At 60.6% G+C, this 15,934-nt stretch carries 12 protein-coding genes; 6 read left to right on the top strand and 6 right to left on the bottom strand.

The window, feature by feature from the left end; genetic code table 11:
• Positions 1-8 precede the first annotated feature (8 nt).
• Entirely contained in the window at positions 9-1,049 is a 1,041-nt protein-coding gene (locus MGEO_RS01510; protein WP_085634923.1) for an NAD(P)/FAD-dependent oxidoreductase, read from the top strand.
• Here the strand turns inward: MGEO_RS01510 and pdxR are convergent.
• Together pdxR and MGEO_RS01500 are read right to left on the bottom strand one after the other, a co-directional pair.
• Positions 1,042-2,511, bottom strand: coding sequence for a MocR-like pyridoxine biosynthesis transcription factor PdxR (gene pdxR / locus MGEO_RS01505; protein ID WP_085634922.1), 1,470 nt, complete (start codon positions 2,509-2,511; stop codon positions 1,042-1,044). The two genes, MGEO_RS01510 and pdxR, sit on opposite strands and share 8 nt — an antisense overlap.
• Before the next feature lie 219 nt (positions 2,512-2,730).
• The gene (locus MGEO_RS01500; protein WP_085634921.1) at positions 2,731-4,206 is read right to left on the bottom strand and encodes an ABC transporter substrate-binding protein; all 1,476 of its coding nucleotides are present in this window, start codon (positions 4,204-4,206) and stop codon (positions 2,731-2,733) included.
• Positions 4,207-4,342: 136 nt separating this feature from the next.
• Here MGEO_RS01500 and panB point away from each other — a divergent pair, with 136 nt between their 5' ends.
• Together panB and panC are read left to right on the top strand one after the other, a co-directional pair.
• The gene (gene panB, locus MGEO_RS01495) at positions 4,343-5,176 is read left to right on the top strand and encodes a 3-methyl-2-oxobutanoate hydroxymethyltransferase (protein WP_085634920.1); all 834 of its coding nucleotides are present in this window, start codon (positions 4,343-4,345) and stop codon (positions 5,174-5,176) included.
• Entirely contained in the window at positions 5,173-6,015 is an 843-nt protein-coding gene (gene panC, locus MGEO_RS01490) for a pantoate--beta-alanine ligase (protein ID WP_085634919.1), read from the top strand. The genes panB and panC overlap by 4 nt, the downstream gene beginning before the upstream one ends.
• An 89-nt stretch (positions 6,016-6,104) precedes the next feature.
• On the opposite strand, the gene MGEO_RS01485 is transcribed toward panC, so the two are convergent.
• Together MGEO_RS01485 and MGEO_RS01480 are read right to left on the bottom strand one after the other, a co-directional pair.
• Positions 6,105-7,379, bottom strand: coding sequence for an acetylornithine deacetylase/succinyl-diaminopimelate desuccinylase family protein (locus tag MGEO_RS01485; protein WP_085634918.1), 1,275 nt, complete (start codon positions 7,377-7,379; stop codon positions 6,105-6,107).
• Between the two features lie 54 nt (positions 7,380-7,433).
• The gene (locus MGEO_RS01480) at positions 7,434-8,408 is read right to left on the bottom strand and encodes a DUF2125 domain-containing protein (RefSeq protein WP_158090954.1); all 975 of its coding nucleotides are present in this window, start codon (positions 8,406-8,408) and stop codon (positions 7,434-7,436) included.
• A 66-nt stretch (positions 8,409-8,474) separates the two neighbouring features.
• On the opposite strand from MGEO_RS01480, the gene MGEO_RS01475 reads away from it, so the two are divergent.
• The 3 genes from MGEO_RS01475 (at position 8,475) to MGEO_RS01465 (ending at position 12,536) form a co-directional block, all read left to right on the top strand.
• Complete coding sequence (locus MGEO_RS01475; protein ID WP_085634916.1) at positions 8,475-9,005, top strand: gamma-glutamylcyclotransferase; 531 nt, start codon at positions 8,475-8,477, stop codon at positions 9,003-9,005.
• A gap of 72 nt (positions 9,006-9,077) precedes the next feature.
• Entirely contained in the window at positions 9,078-10,268 is a 1,191-nt protein-coding gene (locus MGEO_RS01470; RefSeq protein ID WP_085634915.1) for a biopolymer transporter ExbB, read from the top strand.
• Between the two features lie 3 nt (positions 10,269-10,271).
• A complete protein-coding gene (locus tag MGEO_RS01465; protein ID WP_085634914.1) occupies positions 10,272-12,536 on the top strand; it encodes a peptidoglycan -binding protein in 2,265 nt (754 codons plus the stop codon).
• A 3-nt stretch (positions 12,537-12,539) separates the two neighbouring features.
• Here the strand turns inward: MGEO_RS01465 and MGEO_RS01460 are convergent, their stop codons facing one another.
• Together MGEO_RS01460 and clpA are read right to left on the bottom strand one after the other, a co-directional pair.
• Positions 12,540-13,493 (bottom strand): M23 family metallopeptidase, encoded by a 954-nt coding sequence (locus MGEO_RS01460; protein WP_085634913.1) that lies wholly within the window; start codon positions 13,491-13,493, stop codon positions 12,540-12,542.
• Positions 13,490-15,814, bottom strand: coding sequence for an ATP-dependent Clp protease ATP-binding subunit ClpA (gene clpA, locus MGEO_RS01455; RefSeq protein ID WP_085634912.1), 2,325 nt, complete (start codon positions 15,812-15,814; stop codon positions 13,490-13,492). The genes MGEO_RS01460 and clpA overlap by 4 nt, the downstream gene beginning before the upstream one ends.
• Between the last annotated feature and the right edge of the window lie 120 nt (positions 15,815-15,934).

Here is a 15,934-nt window from a genome sequence, read left to right as displayed (position 1 = left end):
AGACCGGAATGGCAATGCCCGAAATCACGGTGCGCGGTGCGGGAATTTTTGGCCTGAGCATCGCATGGATTCTGACGCAGCGCGGCGCGCGGGTGCAGGTGGTGGACCCGTTCGGAGCAGGTTCTGGCTCGAGCGGTGGGTTGGTTGGTGCCCTGGCGCCGCACGTGCCGGAGAATTGGAACGACAAGAAAGCGTTTCAACTGGAGAGCCTGCTCATGGCCGAAGCGTTCTGGACTGAGGTGCAGGAGGTTGGTGGTGTCGATCCGGGCTACGGGCGCACAGGGCGGTTGCAGCCGATCGCTGACGATCATGCCTTGGATCTGGCGCGGGCGCGCTGTGACGGCGCGCGCAGCTTGTGGCAGGGGCGTGCGGTGTGGGAGGTGATTGCGGCGGACAAGGCGGGTGATTTTGCACCTGTGTCGCCGTCAGGTTTCGTCATTCGGGACACTCTGACTGGAAGGATGCACCCAAGAAAGGCCTGTGCCGCGTTGGTTGCGGCGTTAAATGCAAAGGGCGTCGGGGTTGTTTCCGAAGCGCCGGACCATGGTGCGGTGATCTGGGCAACGGGCTGGCGTGGGCTTTTAACCCTGTCTGAAGAGGTCGGGAAATCCGTCGGTGCCGGAATCAAGGGCCAGTCGGCGGCCTTGGCCTATGATGCCGGACCCGTGCCGCAGGTGTTTGTCGATGGTTTGCATATCATCCCGCATGCCAACGGCACGGTTGTGATTGGGTCGACCAGCGAAAGGGAGTTCGACAGCCCCGATGGTTTGGATACGCAATGCGACGATCTGATTGCGCGGGCGATTGCCGCGATGCCTGTGCTGGCCGATGCGCCGGTCGTCGACCGCTGGGCCGGGGTGCGCCCGCGCGCCCGGTCACGCGCGCCGATGCTTGGGGAGTGGCCCGGACGGGACGGGCATTTCATCGCCAATGGCGGTTTCAAGATCGGGTTCGGAATGGCCCCGAAGGTGGCTGAGGTCATGGCCGATCTGGTGCTTGAAGGGAAAGATGCGATCCCGCCGGGGTTTCGTGTGGGCGCCTCTATGTGACAGGCGTTGCCTCGATGGCCTTGGCGATTTCCGCCACACCCGGGTCGATCCGGGCTTGGGCAATCGAGCTGTAGGCGAGGCGGTAGAAATTGCGCGGCGGGATGTCGTCGGCAAAGAATGCGGTGCCGGGTTCGATCAGCACGCCAACCTTGGCCAGACGCTGGGCCAGTTCTTCGCAATCGACATGATCCGGAGCGCGCATCCAGAAGCTCGACCCGCCATAGGTGCCTTTCCCGGCGATGGTCAACCCGTGTTTGCGGATTGCATGTTCCATGATTGCGCGCCGGTCGTTGAGCGCTTTGCCAGTCCGTCGGATCAGGCTGTCATAGTGTCCGAGGCTCAGGAAATACGCGGTGGTGCGCTGTGTCAGGCCCGGTGGGTGGCGGAGCATGGCAGCGCGCAGGGCGCGGGCTTCGCGGATGAACGGGGCCGATCCTACAAGATAACCCAGCCTTAGTCCCGGGAAGAGCGATTTTGAGAAGCTGCCGACATAGATTACCCGGCCGTCCTCATCGAGGCTCTTGAGCGCGGGCATCGGAGGTTTGAGATAGGCCATCTCGAATTCGTAGTCGTCTTCAACGATCAGCGCATCAAGCGCACGGGCCCGTTCGAGCAGCGCCTGCCGACGGGACAGCGGCATCGTGTAGGATGTCGGGCATTGGTGGCTGGGGGTGGTGAAGATCACATCGGTGTTTTCCGGAATCTCTTCGGGCGGCAACCCGTCTTCATCCACGTCGACCGCGCTCAGATGACATCGGGATTGGGTAAGCACACCACGCAGCGACGGGTAACAGGGGTTCTCGATCACGGCGTTGCGGCGCTGGGTCAGCAGGACCTGAGAGGTCATCCAGAGCGCATTCTGAGCGCCCATAGTGATCAGTACTTCATCGGTTGTTGCGGTGATCCCCCGGCGCGGCAGGGTGTGCCGCAGGATGAATTCGACCAGTTGCGGGTCGTCCTGATCGAAGTAATCGCGTGTCAGGGCGGCAAAATCCTTTGCCCCCAAGGCTTGCAATGCACAGAGCCGCCAGTTGGCATGATCGAAGAGTTGCGGGTCAGTCTGACCGTAAAGGAACGGATAATGGTACTGTGCCCAGTCCTGTGGTTTGACGAGTGTCACCGCGCCGGTGAATTTTTGGCCGATCGCACGGGACCAGTCGACGGCATCCTCTTTGCGTGGGGTGTTTTCGAAATGCGGCGGCTCGGGCGCGTCGTTCGACACGTAATAGCCGGAGCGGCCGCGCGATGTGAGGTAGTCGTTGGCCAGAAGCTCGGTATAGGCGAGTGTGACGGTAATCCGGCTGACGCCGAGGTGATGCGCCAGTTTGCGGCTTGAGGGCAGCTTTTCACCCCGGCGAAACCGCCCGGAGAGGATGCCTTCCGCGACCATCTGCTGGATGCGCGCCTGAAGGGTGCCCTTCGAGTCCGGTTTGAGAAAGAAGTTTTCGACGGGGATTGGCATTGCATGACCCTATGTTGGACTCATGCGATTGGCAATCTGGTCTTACGTTGAGGTGGCGGTCATTGTCGCCCCTTACAAGCCCGGAGTTTTGGAGTACTGCGAAGAAACGTCCTGCAGCGGGTCTTTCAGAACGCAAAAAGTCTAAATTCCAAAGTCCTTTGGAAAGCTGGCACGGATGCGGTGCAATACCCGCATCCGTGCCGGCACTCGTAAAGCGTCTTACTCCGACCAGCTCACACCGGTCAGGTCCGTGGCCTGGGTCGGCGCGTTCTGCCAGAGCCCCTTGATCCGTGTATCCGCAACTGTCGGGAAGGCCAGCTGGAAAAGATAGCCGTTGACGTAATCGTCCGCGATCATGGTTTGGGCCTGTGCGAGCAGGTCCGACCGCGCAGCGGGGTCGCTCGTGGCGCCAAGGGTGGTTATCAACTCCTGGAACGCCGGATTGTCATACTGGAAATAGTAATCCGGACGCGCATAGATGCCGATGTCGAACGGTTCGGTGTGGCTGATGATGGTCAGGCCGAAATCCTTGCCGCGGAACACCTCTTCCAACCACTGTGCCCATTCGAGATTAGTGATCTCGGTCTCGATCCCAACTGCACGCAATTGCGCTGCGATGATCTCACCACCGCGTCGGGCGTAGGAGGGCGGTGGCAGTTTAAGCGTTGTGGTGAAGCCATCCGCCAAACCGGCTTCGGCCAAGAGCGCCTTCGATTTCTCCGGGTCGTAATTCGATTTTGCGGTCAGATCGACGTAGTCGGGATTGTGCGGCGCAAAATGGGTGCCGATGGGGGTGCCCAGTCCGAACATGGCCCCGTCGATGATTGCCTGACGGTCGATCGCATGGGCGATGGCCTCGCGCACGCGCACGTCATCCAAAGGCGGCATCTTGTTGTTCGTGCTCAGGATCGTTTCGCCTTCGGTCGAGCCGACGAGCACCTGGAAGCGGGGATCGGCCTCGAACTGAGGCAGGTTTTCGGGCGCCGGGAAGCCTGCAAACGCGTCGATATCCTGCGCCATCATCGCAGCAAAGGCTGCGGTTGGGTCTGAGATGAACTTGAACGTCGCCGCTTCGAGCGCCGGGGCGTCGCCCCAGTAATCGGCATTACGGCTGATTTCGATCCGATCGCCCTGCACCCAGGAGTCAAACTTGAATGGTCCGGTGCCGATCGGGGTCTGCTTGATGTTATCGATGCTCTCGGGGGCCACGATCACCGCATCGCCCCAGGCCATGTTGAACAGGAAATTGCCGTCCGGGGCCGAGAGTTTCACTTCGACCGTTGTCGGGTCGATAACTGTGACTTCCGAAATCCCGGCAAAAAGAGCCTTTTGCGCATTGGCGCTGTCTTCGGCGCGGGCGCGGTCCAGCGTGAATTTCACGTCCTCGGCATCCATTGTGGTGCCATCGTGGAACGTCACGCCATCGCGCAGCTTGAACGTGTAGGTCGTGCCGTCGTCGCTGATCTCCCAGCTTTCGGCGAGACCGGCCACCACGGACCCGTCAGACATGAAGCGCGTCAGCCCTTCGAAGACGTTGGAGTAAAGCACGGAGTCAATCGCCCCGGCGGCCGCGCTTGTTGGATCAAGATGTGGTGGTTCGAGTTGCAGAGCGATGGTGAGGTCGGTCTGCTGCGCCATCGCAGGCGCCGAAAGAAGCGCCGCAAGGGCAACGCCCCGAAGGAAGTGATGTGTCATGGTGTCCCTCCTGTTGTTGTCCTCACTGTCCGCGCGAATCGTCCTGCAATCAAGCACATGCTGCAATTTGCGCAGTGCGGAGGTTGGCCGCGCTTGCTAGATGCGCGCGCAGAAATGACCCCAGAGGAGACGCCATATGAGCGCCACCGCCCGAAAGACTGCCCCCTTGCCCGACGATATCCGTGCGCGCAAAGGCGGGACACCCATCGTCAGTCTGACAGCCTATACCACGCCGATGGCCGAGTTGATGGATGCGCATTGCGACTTCGTGCTGGTCGGTGACAGTGTGGGCATGGTGCTGCACGGCCTGCCTTCGACGCTGGGCGTCACCATTGAGATGATGATTCTGCATGGGCAGGCGGTGAAGCGCGGCTTGCAGCGGGCGATGATGGTCGTCGACATGCCGTTCGGATCCTACGAGGAAAGCCCACAGCAGGCATTTCGGAACGCGGCGCGGATCATGGCGGAGACCGGCGCGGGTGCGGTCAAGCTGGAAGGGGGGCAGGGCATGGCCGAGACCATCGCGTTTCTGGTGGCCCGCGGTATCCCGGTGATGGCGCATATCGGTCTCACACCGCAGTCGATCAACACGCTTGGGGGATACAAGGTGCAGGGACGCGGTTCGGCAGGCGCGCGGTTGCTGGCGGATGCGCAGGCGGTGGCTGCGGCAGGGGCCTTTGCCGTTGTGTTGGAGAAGGTGCCGCAGACGCTGGCAGGCCGGATCACGGCCGAAGTGCCAATCCCAACCATCGGCATCGGCGCGTCGGCGGGATGCGATGGGCAGGTCCTGGTGGTCGATGACATGTTGGGGCTCTTCACCAGGTTCAAACCCAAATTCGTCAAACGCTATGCCACTCTGGGCGAGCAGGCCGAGGCTGCTGTCGCGGCTTATGCCGAAGAGGTGCGGACTCGGGCTTTCCCCGCAGACGAACATGTGTTCGCAGACGCTGCACCGGAGGCCAAGTCGTGATCGCTCCAATCGTGCGGGACAAAGCGCTGCTGCGCGAAATGGTGACTCCGTGGAAACGGGCGGGCGAGGTTGTGGGCGTCGTCCCGACCATGGGCGCGCTGCATGACGGGCATCTGAGCCTTGTCGCCGCGGCCAAGGCGGTCTGTGACCGGGTGATCGTGACGATCTTCGTCAATCCGAAGCAGTTCAACAATCCCGAAGACTTAGCCAACTACCCCCGCACCGAGGAGGCGGATGCGCGCAAGCTTGAACGGTTCGACGTGGATGCGATCTGGGTGCCGGATGGCGACCAGATGTATCCCGAATGTTTTGGGACAACCGTTTCAGTGACTGGGCTCACCAATTGTCTTTGCGGCACATCGCGGCCCGGGCATTTCGAGGGCGTGGCCACGGTGGTGGCTAAGCTGTTCCTTCAGACGCAGGCGGACAAAGCGTTTTTTGGCGAGAAAGACTACCAGCAATTGCAGGTGGTCACCCGGATGGCGGCTGATCTCGACATTCCGGTTGAAGTGATCGGCTGCCCGACAATCCGCGAAGAGGATGGGCTGGCGATGTCGTCCCGCAACCTGCTGCTGTCGGATCGTGCGCGTGTCTATGCGCCGGTCTTGAACGAGGTGATGGAGGGTATGGCGGACGCCTTGCGCGGTGGTGCGGCGATGTCGGAAGTCCTGCCGGATGCCTTGGCGCGGTTGGAGACCGCCGGATTCACCGGGGTGGATTACCTCGAGCTGAGGGCGGCGGACGGTTTGGCTCTACTGGAGCGGTCCGACGTTCCGTCGCGGCTTTTTGCGGCGGCGTGGCTGGCCGGGGTGCGGTTGATCGACAATATCGCGGTGTGAGAGAGCGATCCTGCGTCGATGCAGGATCACGTTTCTGTTGACGGAAACGGTTGGGGCGCTGCCCCGGCGTATTTTGAAAACCGAGAAGATCAGGGCAGCAGCAGGGTTTCGAGGCTGCGGGCCATGACCTTGGCGCTGTCGAGCATATCGGTGATCCCGACCCATTCATCGGGTTTGTGTGCCAGTTCCAGAACACCGGGTCCATAGGCGATGCAGTTCTTCAGCTTGCCGATCCGGTCGATGTGTTTCTGGTCATAGCTGCCCGGTGAGGCGACGTAAGTGGGGTCTTGCCCCAGCACTGCGTGGATCGCGTCATGGACGGTTGTGACGATGGGCGCGGTCTTGTCGGTCATTGACGGGATCACGCGGTTGATCTCGCGGATTTCGTAATCGAAGTTTTCGCGCCGTGCCTTGAGGTCTTCGAGCAGGTCGATCACCTCTTGCCGGACGGCTTCGATGGGTTCTTCCATAAGAAAGCGGCGGTCGATCACGATGCGGCAACTGTCGGGCACGCAATGGGCGGGCAGGCCGGTATAGTCGCTGGCCTGTTCGGGCTGGCCGCCGTGAATGGAGTTTATGTTCATCGTGGACTGACGTGCGCCTTCAGGGACGACGGGCATTTCCGTCCAGCGGGAGGCCATGGCCGGGTAGAGGGTTTCCTCAAAAGCCTGCAGAACGGCACCCATGTGGCGCACGGCGCAGACGCCGAGAAACGGCATGGAGCCGTGGGCGATTTCGCCCTTGGTTTCGATCTCGGCCCACCATCCACCCCGGTGCCCAAGGCAGATACGGTCCTTGTTCAGCGGTTCGGGGATGATGACATGCTGAACGCGCTTGGGGTCGAACCATCCCTGTTGGGCCAGATGGGCCACACCGCCATAGCCACCGGATTCCTCGTCGGCGGTGCCGCTGATTTCGATCGCGCCAGCATAGTCGGGATGTTCGGCGATGAAAGCTTCGGCGGCGATGATGGAGGTGGCGAGGCCGCCTTTCATGTCGCAGGCGCCACGACCGTAAATCCTGTCGTCCTCGACCGCGCCGCCAAACGGATCTCGGGTCCAGCCGTGGCCGACTTCGACGACATCGGTGTGGGAGTTAAAGTGAACGCATTCGCCGGGGCGCGAGCCTTCGTGTCGCGCGACCAGATTCCAGCGGGGATAGCGGTCACTGTCGCCGGGAGCGCCTTCTGCGCGCACCCAAGTGGTATCGAACCCGGCGTGGGACAGGCGGGTATCGAGCAGATCGCAGATCGCGGCGTAGTTCTCACCGGGCGGGTTGAGCGTTGGAATGCGGATCAGCTCCTGCGTCAGTGCGATCAGGTCATCGCGCGCGTTGTCGATCCGTTGGAAAAGCCCGTCTGCCATGTCTCACCTCGAATTTGGCACCAGTGTTGCGGCGCAGTGCGGGCTTGGCAAGGCTCAGCGCCATTGCAGAGGCGGTAAGGTTCCAATCGGGATCGGGCCGATCAGGACTGTGCCGCGATCCAATCCGAGTGTCACATCCAACGCATCGCGCGCGCCGCTCAGGCTGGACAGCATCGAAAGCAGATCGATCAGTCCTTCCGACAATGCAGGCGGCAGATCCCCCCGATTGCGGGCAGCCTCGATTGCATCGCGCCAGTTTTCCGCGGCAATATTGACCTCTCCCGTGGCGCGGCCCTGCATGTCAAAGCTGGCTGACCCGGTGAGTTTGAAGGTCACGGATCCATAGGTGATCTCGGACCTCTGCAGGGTTATGTCGCGTGGGGGAGGCGCATCAGTCAGACCATCTATGCGAAGCGGGGTATCAAATACGAGATCCATTTCTGCCCTCAGAGAGGCGAGCGAGTCGGGCCCCATATTCGTGGTCACGTTGGACGGGGATACGGCGATGCTTTCGACCGAGACTGCCGCGCGATATGCGCCGGGCGCGGTGTCCGTCTTTTCCAGCGCCGCCGAAACACCGGCCATCGCAACCGCGCGCTCGGGTCCCGTCAGATTGAGAACCATCGCCTCAAGGTTGCTGCGCAAGACTGTTTGATCTTCGAAAATCACGCTTGCGCGCAAGCCGTCCGAAGAGAGACCAATCTCGCCATCAGGTGTGGTCAGAGTCTGTGTGTCCGAAGGTACGACTATAACGTGCCCGTGTTTGTAACTCAGGCCAAGGATTTGCAGGAAAGGTGCACGCCATCCGATTGTACCGTCCGGCGACAGCAGCAGAGGGTCGGTGACTGTTGCATCGGTACGATTTGGAAAACCGCGCACACTGAGATCTGAGAATGTGGCTTGCCAGGAAGAGTTGCGCTGATCTTCGAACCAATCCTCAAGGCCCCTGCGCATGTCCTGAGCGGCATAGATCCACCAGCCACTATAAAGAACTGCCGCTGCGAGGATCACAGCCAGTAGACGTTTCACTCGGACACCCCTTTTGTCTGCCGCGCCTTTGGTGTTTACCGCCTGCATGACGGCAGGACCAGTATCATGACACATTGGGTTTTCGGTTACGGATCGCTTCTTTGGAACCCCGGGTTTACCCCGGTGGAGACAGTGCACGCGCGGCTGGATGGATATGCGCGGAGTTTCTGTATGAGATCGATCCACCATCGCGGAACTGAAGAGGATCCCGGTCTTGTGCTGGCGCTCGACGCGCATCCGGAAGCGGGGTGCGACGGGCTGGCGATGCAGATGCATGAAGAAGAACTCGATGCAACGATGGCGTATCTGCGCGAACGCGAACTGGTGTCTTCTGCCTATCTGGAAAAGATTCTGCCCATTCGGTTTGCAGATGGCCGCGAGGAACTCGCCGTCACCTACGTGATTGATCCTGACCATGTCCAATACTGCGGCGCGCTTGAGCTTGAGGAGCAGGCCCAGATCATCGCACGGGCTGTTGGCGGGCGTGGTCCGAACAGCGAGTACCTGTTCAATACGGCGGCACATCTGGCAGAATTGGGCATTCCGGATGCAGAGTTGGACTGGCTCTGCGCACGTGTACGTGCCCTGATCGCTTAACCGCTTGGCGATTGGCGGCGAACCGCCTAAAGTCTGCGACGAACAACAAGAAACGCGTCAGGAACTGTCCGCATGGATCAGCCGGACATCGAGGCCGAGCCACAGTTTTCTCAACCTGTCCGACAGGTGCTGATGATGCTCCTCGTTCTGGGGCTCACAGGCGCTGGCGGTTTTCTTGCACTGCCGCGGGTGTTGCCGGTGTTCGAGGCGAACCCGTATCTGAACGGCTTCATTCTGTTTGTCTTTGGCATCGGGGTTGTCGCCTGTTTCTGGCAGGTCTGGCAATTGATCCAATCCGTGCGCTGGATCGAGCATTTCGCTCAGGAGCGCGAAAGCGGAATTCAAAGCAAAGCGCCTCTTCTGCTGGCTCCGCTTGCAACCCTGCTGCGGTCGCGCGGCAAGCGGATGCAGATCAATACAACTTCGACGCGATCGATCCTCGACTCGGTTGCGACGCGGATCGACGAAGCGCGGGAGATCACGCGCTATATCGTCAATCTTCTGATCTTTCTTGGTCTGCTGGGCACCTTCTACGGCTTGGCGACGACCGTACCGGCGCTGGTCGATACGATCCGGGGCCTCGCGCCCGAAGATGGCGAGAGCGGGGTTGAGGTATTTGCACGGCTGATGAACGGGCTGGACAGCCAACTGTCCGGAATGGGGGTCGCCTTTGCGTCGTCGCTGCTTGGGCTCGCGGGATCGCTGGTTGTCGGTCTGCTCGAACTTTTCGCGGGTCATGGTCAAAACAGGTTCTACCGTGAACTTGAGGAATGGCTGAGCTCCATCACCAAACTCGGGTTTTCGAGTGGTGAGGCCGAGGGCGGCGGAGACATGGGAACCGCCGGGGTCATCCTTGATCAGATGGTCGAACAGATGGAGGCGCTGCAGCTCCTGTTTGCGCGGTCCGAAGAAGGTCGGTCAGAGGTTGAGGACAAGCTGGGTCAGTTGAGCGATACGCTTGAACGGATGACCGAACGAATGGAGGCCACCGCACCGAGTGCGACGGCATTTGCGCGCATCGCGGACAGTCAGGACCGTCTGATCGATGTTTTGACCCACAAGTCCGAGAATGAGGGGCTTGATGCCGAGAGCCGCATGCGGCTGCGATCCATCGACGTTCAGATGTTGCGGATCCTCGAAGAAGTGGCGGCCGGACGTCAGGAAACCATGGCGGAACTGCGGACTGATCTTTCTGCCATAAGCCGCGCCCTCGAACGCATGGCCCGCAATTCGGGCCGCAGGATCGAAAAGGGCGAGGGCTAGTATATGGCCCTGTCACGGCGCACCGGAGCCCGGTTCCAGGCCTCAATCTGGCCCGGTTTCGTGGATGCGATGACCGGGTTGCTGCTGGTTCTGATGTTTGTCCTGACCATCTTCATGGTGGTTCAGGCCGTTCTGCGCGACACGATCACCGGGCAGGAAAATGAGCTGAATGCTCTGTCTTCCGAGATAGCCGAACTGGCCCGCGCGCTGGGCGTTGAACAGCAGCGTACAACATCCCTGACCAATCAGTTGGGCGCGTTGAACGCGACGCTGGATGACACCCAGGCCAGGCTGACCGAACAGGAAGCAATCATTGCCTCGTTGTCGGCAACGCGCAACAGGCAGGCTGCGGCGCTTGAATCCGCCGACGCACGGATCGCCTCTTTCGAGGAGCAAGTGGCGGGACTGCTTTCCGAGCGCGATTCTGCGCGGGATCAGGTGGCTGATCTGACGGAAACGCGCGATCAGCTGCTGTCGGAGCAGGAAGCGCTCAATCTGGCATTGGCGACCGCGCGGAGTGAGATCGATGCGCAGGCAGAGGAGGCGCGTCTTGCGGCAGCGAGGCGGGAAGCGCTTGAGGCACTGGTGGCGGACCTGCGCGCCGAGAACGCTGAGACGACCCAGCAGGTTGGCGTTTTGACCGCGCAGGTCGCCGATCTTGAATCCGCGTTGAGCGAAGAAGAGGCTGCCAAGCTTGCCGAGGCGGCGGCGGCGGAGGCTTTGCGGAAGCGGCTTGAGAACGCCGATGCTGAACTGACTGCAATGACCATGGCTCTGGAAGAACAGCGCGCCCGGGCCGAAGAAACCCTCACTCTTCTTGCGGCGGCCCGTCAGGCAGAAGAGGATCTGAACGCACGCCTTGCGGCAGCTTTGCTCGAGGGCCGCGAGAGGGTGGATGAATTGCAATCGCGACTTGAGGCGGCACTTGCGCAAAGCGAAGAGCGGATCGCGGCGCTTCAGGCGCAGTTGGACACAGAGGTCACGCAAGGGAATGAAACTGAAGCGTCTCTTCAGGCTCAGTTGTCAGAGCAATCGTCCCGGATCGCTGCTCTTGAACAGGAATTGGAAGCAGCGCGGGTTGATCGGACCACGCTGTCCACTCTGGAAGCGCGACTGTCGCAGGCGTTGATCCGCGTCACCGAGGCGAACGCGCTAGAGGCGCGACTGGAGGACTTGCGCGCCGAGAACGCAACGCTCTCGCTGGAGTTGAGCGGTTCAGAGGAAGCCAGTGCGGAACTGCGGGCGACGGTCGATGCTCTGCGTCAGGCTTTGGCAGAGGCACAGGCAAATGCGGCTGCCCGAACCGACAATGAACAAACGCTCGAGCAGCGGCTGGCTGCCGCGCTGGCGCAGCAGACTTCTACTGAAGCGACACTTGAGGAGACCCGTAATCAGTTGGCCGCGGCACTTGCCGCGCAGGTGGCTGCTGAAACTGCGCTGGAGGACCGATTGTCAGAGTCCGAGCAGCGGCAAGTGCTTCTGGAACAGGCGCGCGATCAGCTTGAGGCGGAGTCACAGCGCGCGACCGAAGCGCAGCGCCAGACCGAATTGCTCAATCAGCAGGTCGGAGCGTTGCGCCGACAGCTGTCGTCACTGCAGGCTCTGCTGGATGAAGCCGAGGCGCGCGACGCCGAAGCGCAAATCCAGCTGGAAAGCCTGGGTAGCGAATTGAACACGGCCTTGGCGCGCGTGGCGGCAGAGGAACGGCGCCGTCGTCAATTGGAAGAAGCGGAACGCCAGCGGCTCGAAGAAGAGCGCCAACGCCTCGAAGAGGAAAAGCAGCGCCTCGCGGGGCAGAACCAGGATCTTGAACGCTACAGGTCGGAGTTCTTTGGCAGGCTGCGCGAAGTGTTGGGCAACCGGGAAGGTGTCCGTATCGAAGGCGATCGATTTGTCTTTTCCTCCGAAGTGCTGTTCCCACCAGCGGAAGCCGGGCTGTCCCCGGAAGGCCGTGCGCAGATTGCCAATGTGGCAGCGATCCTTCGGGACGTGGCGCAGGATATACCGGAAGGCATCAACTGGATCATTCGCGTGGACGGGCATACAGACAACCTGCCGCTGTCGGGGCAGGGGCTGTACGCCGACAATTGGGAACTGTCCCAAGCGCGGGCGCTGTCTGTGGTGCGCTACATGATTGAAGACCTGGGGATTCCCCCGCAGCGACTTTCTGCGAACGGGTTTGGGGAATACCAGCCGGTCAACACCGATGATACTCCTGAAGCACGGGCGCAGAACCGAAGGATCGAGCTGAAGCTCACCGAGCAGTGAGCCTCACTTCACCGTTACATCTGCGTGGCGCACCGCCAGAATGGTGTTTCCACGGATCAATCGCGCGTATCCACGATAGTTTCCCTTGGGCCAGCCGGCTGATGGGGCGCGGCGTCCATAGGCGCGCATAAGCTGTGCCTGGTCTTGGTCCAGCCGCGCCGTGTGTTCGAAGATCATGCCTTCGGGACCAGACATTGTGAATTCGATCCTGTCGTGGCGATTGCCGTGAAAGGCATGGGCGTACAACACCATCGCATCCGAAGCCGCCAGCGCAGTTCGCCGTGCCGCGCCTGAGGCCACGTCTTCAAGTTCTGGAACACCGTCCGAGACGCCAACCGTGAACAGGCCTGCATCCGAATAGGTTGGAGTGTCCAGCCAGAGGGTCTCAAAAGGCTCGCTGCACGCATTGTTCTGTGATGGTGCAAACGGGTCGATGATTTCAGCCCCTCGCGTGATCGTCAGATGCAGATGCGGATAGTTTGTCAGACCGCTCAACCCTACCTCGCCCAGAAGCTGTCCCTGCACGACGCGCTGTCCGGGGGTCACCCGGACCGACCCCAGCTTCATATGGCAGTAGATCGATTGATAGCCATTCCCGTGGTCGATGCGAACGGCGTTGCCGCACTCTTCGCCATTTAGATCCGTCCCCGGCACGTAAGGCTGGTCCGGGCGCGTGTTGCGTATGGCCTCAACCCTGCCGTCGGCTGCTGCGATCACACGAACACCCTTCTCCATCTGTTCGAAGCTGAGAAGGGAAAAATCCGTCCCGCTGTGCGCGTTTCTTGATTTCAAACCGCATCGGTAGTCCGAGCTTGCGTCGGTAGGGTCGATGTCGGGGTAATCCTCGATCACGCAGGTTTCACCAAGCACGCATTCGAGAGGCAGGGCCAGAAATGGAACGTCCGCCACAACCGGTGTGGCGGACGCAAGTGCTATTGCAATAAAGCGCGAGATCACTCCGCCGTCAGCAGCGGGGGTTTCTTGCTCGACAGGCGGGGATTGTCCGGGCCTGAGGTTTCGAGGAAGAGCTTGCCGTCTTTCACCGACACGCGCACCACGCCGCCTTTTGCCAGCTTCCCGAAAAGAAGCTCTTCCGCGAGCGGCTTTTTGATTTCTTCCTGGATCACACGAGCCAAAGGACGCGCGCCCATCTTGTCATCATAGCCTTTGTCGGCAAGCAGTTCCGCGGCGGGTTTGGTCAGTTCGATGGTCACATTCCGATCCATCAGCTGCGCTTCGAGTTGAAGCACGAACTTCTCGACCACGCGCAGAATGACCTCTTTCGGCAGCGGAGCAAAGGAAATCACCGCATCCAGACGATTGCGGAATTCCGGCGTGAACGTGCGTTCGATCGCAGCGGTATCCTCACCCTCGCGACGATCGCGGCCAAATCCGATGGCAGCCTTCGCCTGTTCGGCAGCACCCGCGTTCGAGGTCATGATCAGGATCACGTTCCGGAAGCTGACGGTCCGCCCGTTATGGTCGGTCAGCGAGCCGTGGTCCATGACCTGCAACAGGATGTTGTAGACATCCGGGTGTGCCTTTTCGATCTCGTCGAGCAGGAGCACACAGTGCGGATGCTGGTCCACACCATCGGTAAGCTGACCACCCTGGTCGAACCCGACATAGCCCGGAGGCGCACCGATCAGGCGGCTGACCGCGTGCTTCTCCATGTACTCGGACATGTCGAAGCGCAGCAGTTCTACACCCAGCGTGTCCGCCAGTTGCTTGGCGACCTCGGTTTTGCCGACACCGGTCGGACCGGCGAAGAGGTAGTTTCCGATCGGTTTTTCAGGTTCCCGCAGACCGGCGCGCGCCAGCTTGATGGCCGAGGACAGCGCTTCAATGGCGGCATCCTGCCCGAAGACCACGCGCTTGAGGCTTGCTTCGAGATCCTTGAGCACCTCTGCATCATCCTTTGAGACGTTCTTTGGCGGGATGCGCGCGATTTTGGCCACGACGGCTTCAATCTCTTTCGCGCCAAGCGATTTGCGGCGCTTGGATTCCGCGACGAGGTGCTGCGCTGCGCCAGCTTCGTCGATCACGTCGATCGCCTTGTCCGGCAACTTGCGGTCGTTGATGTACCGTGCCGAAAGTTCAACCGCCGTTTTGATCGCGTCGGCAGTGTATTTGACGTGGTGATGCTCTTCGAAATAGGGTTTGAGACCCTTGAGGATCTTGATTGCATCTTCCACCGAAGGTTCGTTCACGTCGATTTTCTGGAACCGGCGGCTGAGTGCGCGGTCTTTTTCGAAGTGCTGGCGGAATTCCTTGTACGTGGTGGAGCCCATTGTGCGCAGCTTTCCGCCCTGCAGCGCCGGCTTCAGAAGGTTGGAGGCGTCCATTGCGCCGCCGGACGTTGCGCCTGCACCGATCACAGTGTGGATCTCATCGATGAACAGAACCGCGTCCGGGTGTTCTTCCAGCTCGGTCACGACCGCCTTCAGTCGTTCCTCGAAATCACCGCGATAGCGGGTGCCTGCCAGAAGTGCTCCCATGTCGAGCGAGTAAATCGTGGTGTTCGCGAGAACTTCGGGAGTTTCACCAGCCACGATCTTTCGCGCCAGACCTTCTGCAATCGCTGTTTTGCCAACGCCGGGGTCGCCCACCAGAAGCGGGTTGTTCTTGCGGCGGCGGCACAGGACCTGAATACAGCGTTCCACTTCGGCATCTCGGCCGATCAGGGGGTCGATATCCCCCTCACGCGATTTGGCATTGAGATCGACGCAATATTTCGCGAGAGCGGACTCTTTCTGCTCTCCCTGCGGTTCCTGTGCCTGCGCTTCTTCCTCGTTTTCGGTTGCGCCGGTGACTGGGCGGCTTTCGCCATAGGCCGGGTTCTTGGCCACGCCGTGAGCGATGAAGTTGACGGCATCGTAGCGCGTCATGTCCTGATCCTGCAGGAAGTAGGCTGCGTTGCTTTCGCGTTCTGCAAAGATCGCCACCAGCACGTTTGCGCCTGTGACCTCGCTTCTGCCAGAACTTTGAACGTGGATGGCGGCACGCTGGATCACGCGCTGGAATGCTGCCGTAGGTACCGCCTCGGACCCTTCGATATCCGTCACGAGGTTCGACAGGTCATCGTCGATGTAATCGACCAATGTCGTCCGAAGTTCCTCTGTATCGACCGAACACGCCTTCATGACCCGCACCGCATCGGGTTCATCAATCAACGCCAGCAGCAGATGCTCCAGCGTTGCAAACTCGTGAGATCGGGAATTGGCCAGTGCCAATGCCGAATGGATTGCCTGCTCAAGGGTATTCGAAAATGAAGGCACGGTTGAGTGCTCCTTCCTTTTTATGTTGCCCCGCAGGGTACGAGGCAACTGTCATCTTAATATTAAAGTTTGGTCGTTACCGACAAAGCTTCAAGTTTTTTCTTTGGCTTGACAGGCCCC

It is taken from the genome of Marivita geojedonensis, assembly GCF_002115805.1.
Lineage (GTDB): Bacteria > Pseudomonadota > Alphaproteobacteria > Rhodobacterales > Rhodobacteraceae > Marivita > Marivita geojedonensis.
Note: the sequence above shows the minus strand (reverse complement) of the source record. Positions and strands in the feature narration are given on the sequence as shown.

What these genes read in the sequence shown, in the direction of transcription:
- MGEO_RS01510 (WP_085634923.1), top strand. Translation starts at nt 9, where the DNA reads ATGGCAATGCCCGAAATCACGGTGCGCGGTGCGGGAATTTTTGGCCTG.
- MGEO_RS01475 (WP_085634916.1), top strand. Translation starts at nt 8,475, where the DNA reads ATGACACATTGGGTTTTCGGTTACGGATCGCTTCTTTGGAACCCCGGG.
- MGEO_RS01465 (WP_085634914.1), top strand. Translation starts at nt 10,272, where the DNA reads ATGGCCCTGTCACGGCGCACCGGAGCCCGGTTCCAGGCCTCAATCTGG.
- panB (WP_085634920.1), top strand. Translation starts at nt 4,343, where the DNA reads ATGAGCGCCACCGCCCGAAAGACTGCCCCCTTGCCCGACGATATCCGT.
- MGEO_RS01485 (WP_085634918.1), bottom strand. Translation starts at nt 7,379, where the DNA reads ATGGCAGACGGGCTTTTCCAACGGATCGACAACGCGCGCGATGACCTG.
- MGEO_RS01470 (WP_085634915.1), top strand. Translation starts at nt 9,078, where the DNA reads ATGGATCAGCCGGACATCGAGGCCGAGCCACAGTTTTCTCAACCTGTC.
- MGEO_RS01500 (WP_085634921.1), bottom strand. Translation starts at nt 4,206, where the DNA reads ATGACACATCACTTCCTTCGGGGCGTTGCCCTTGCGGCGCTTCTTTCG.
- pdxR (WP_085634922.1), bottom strand. Translation starts at nt 2,511, where the DNA reads ATGCCAATCCCCGTCGAAAACTTCTTTCTCAAACCGGACTCGAAGGGC.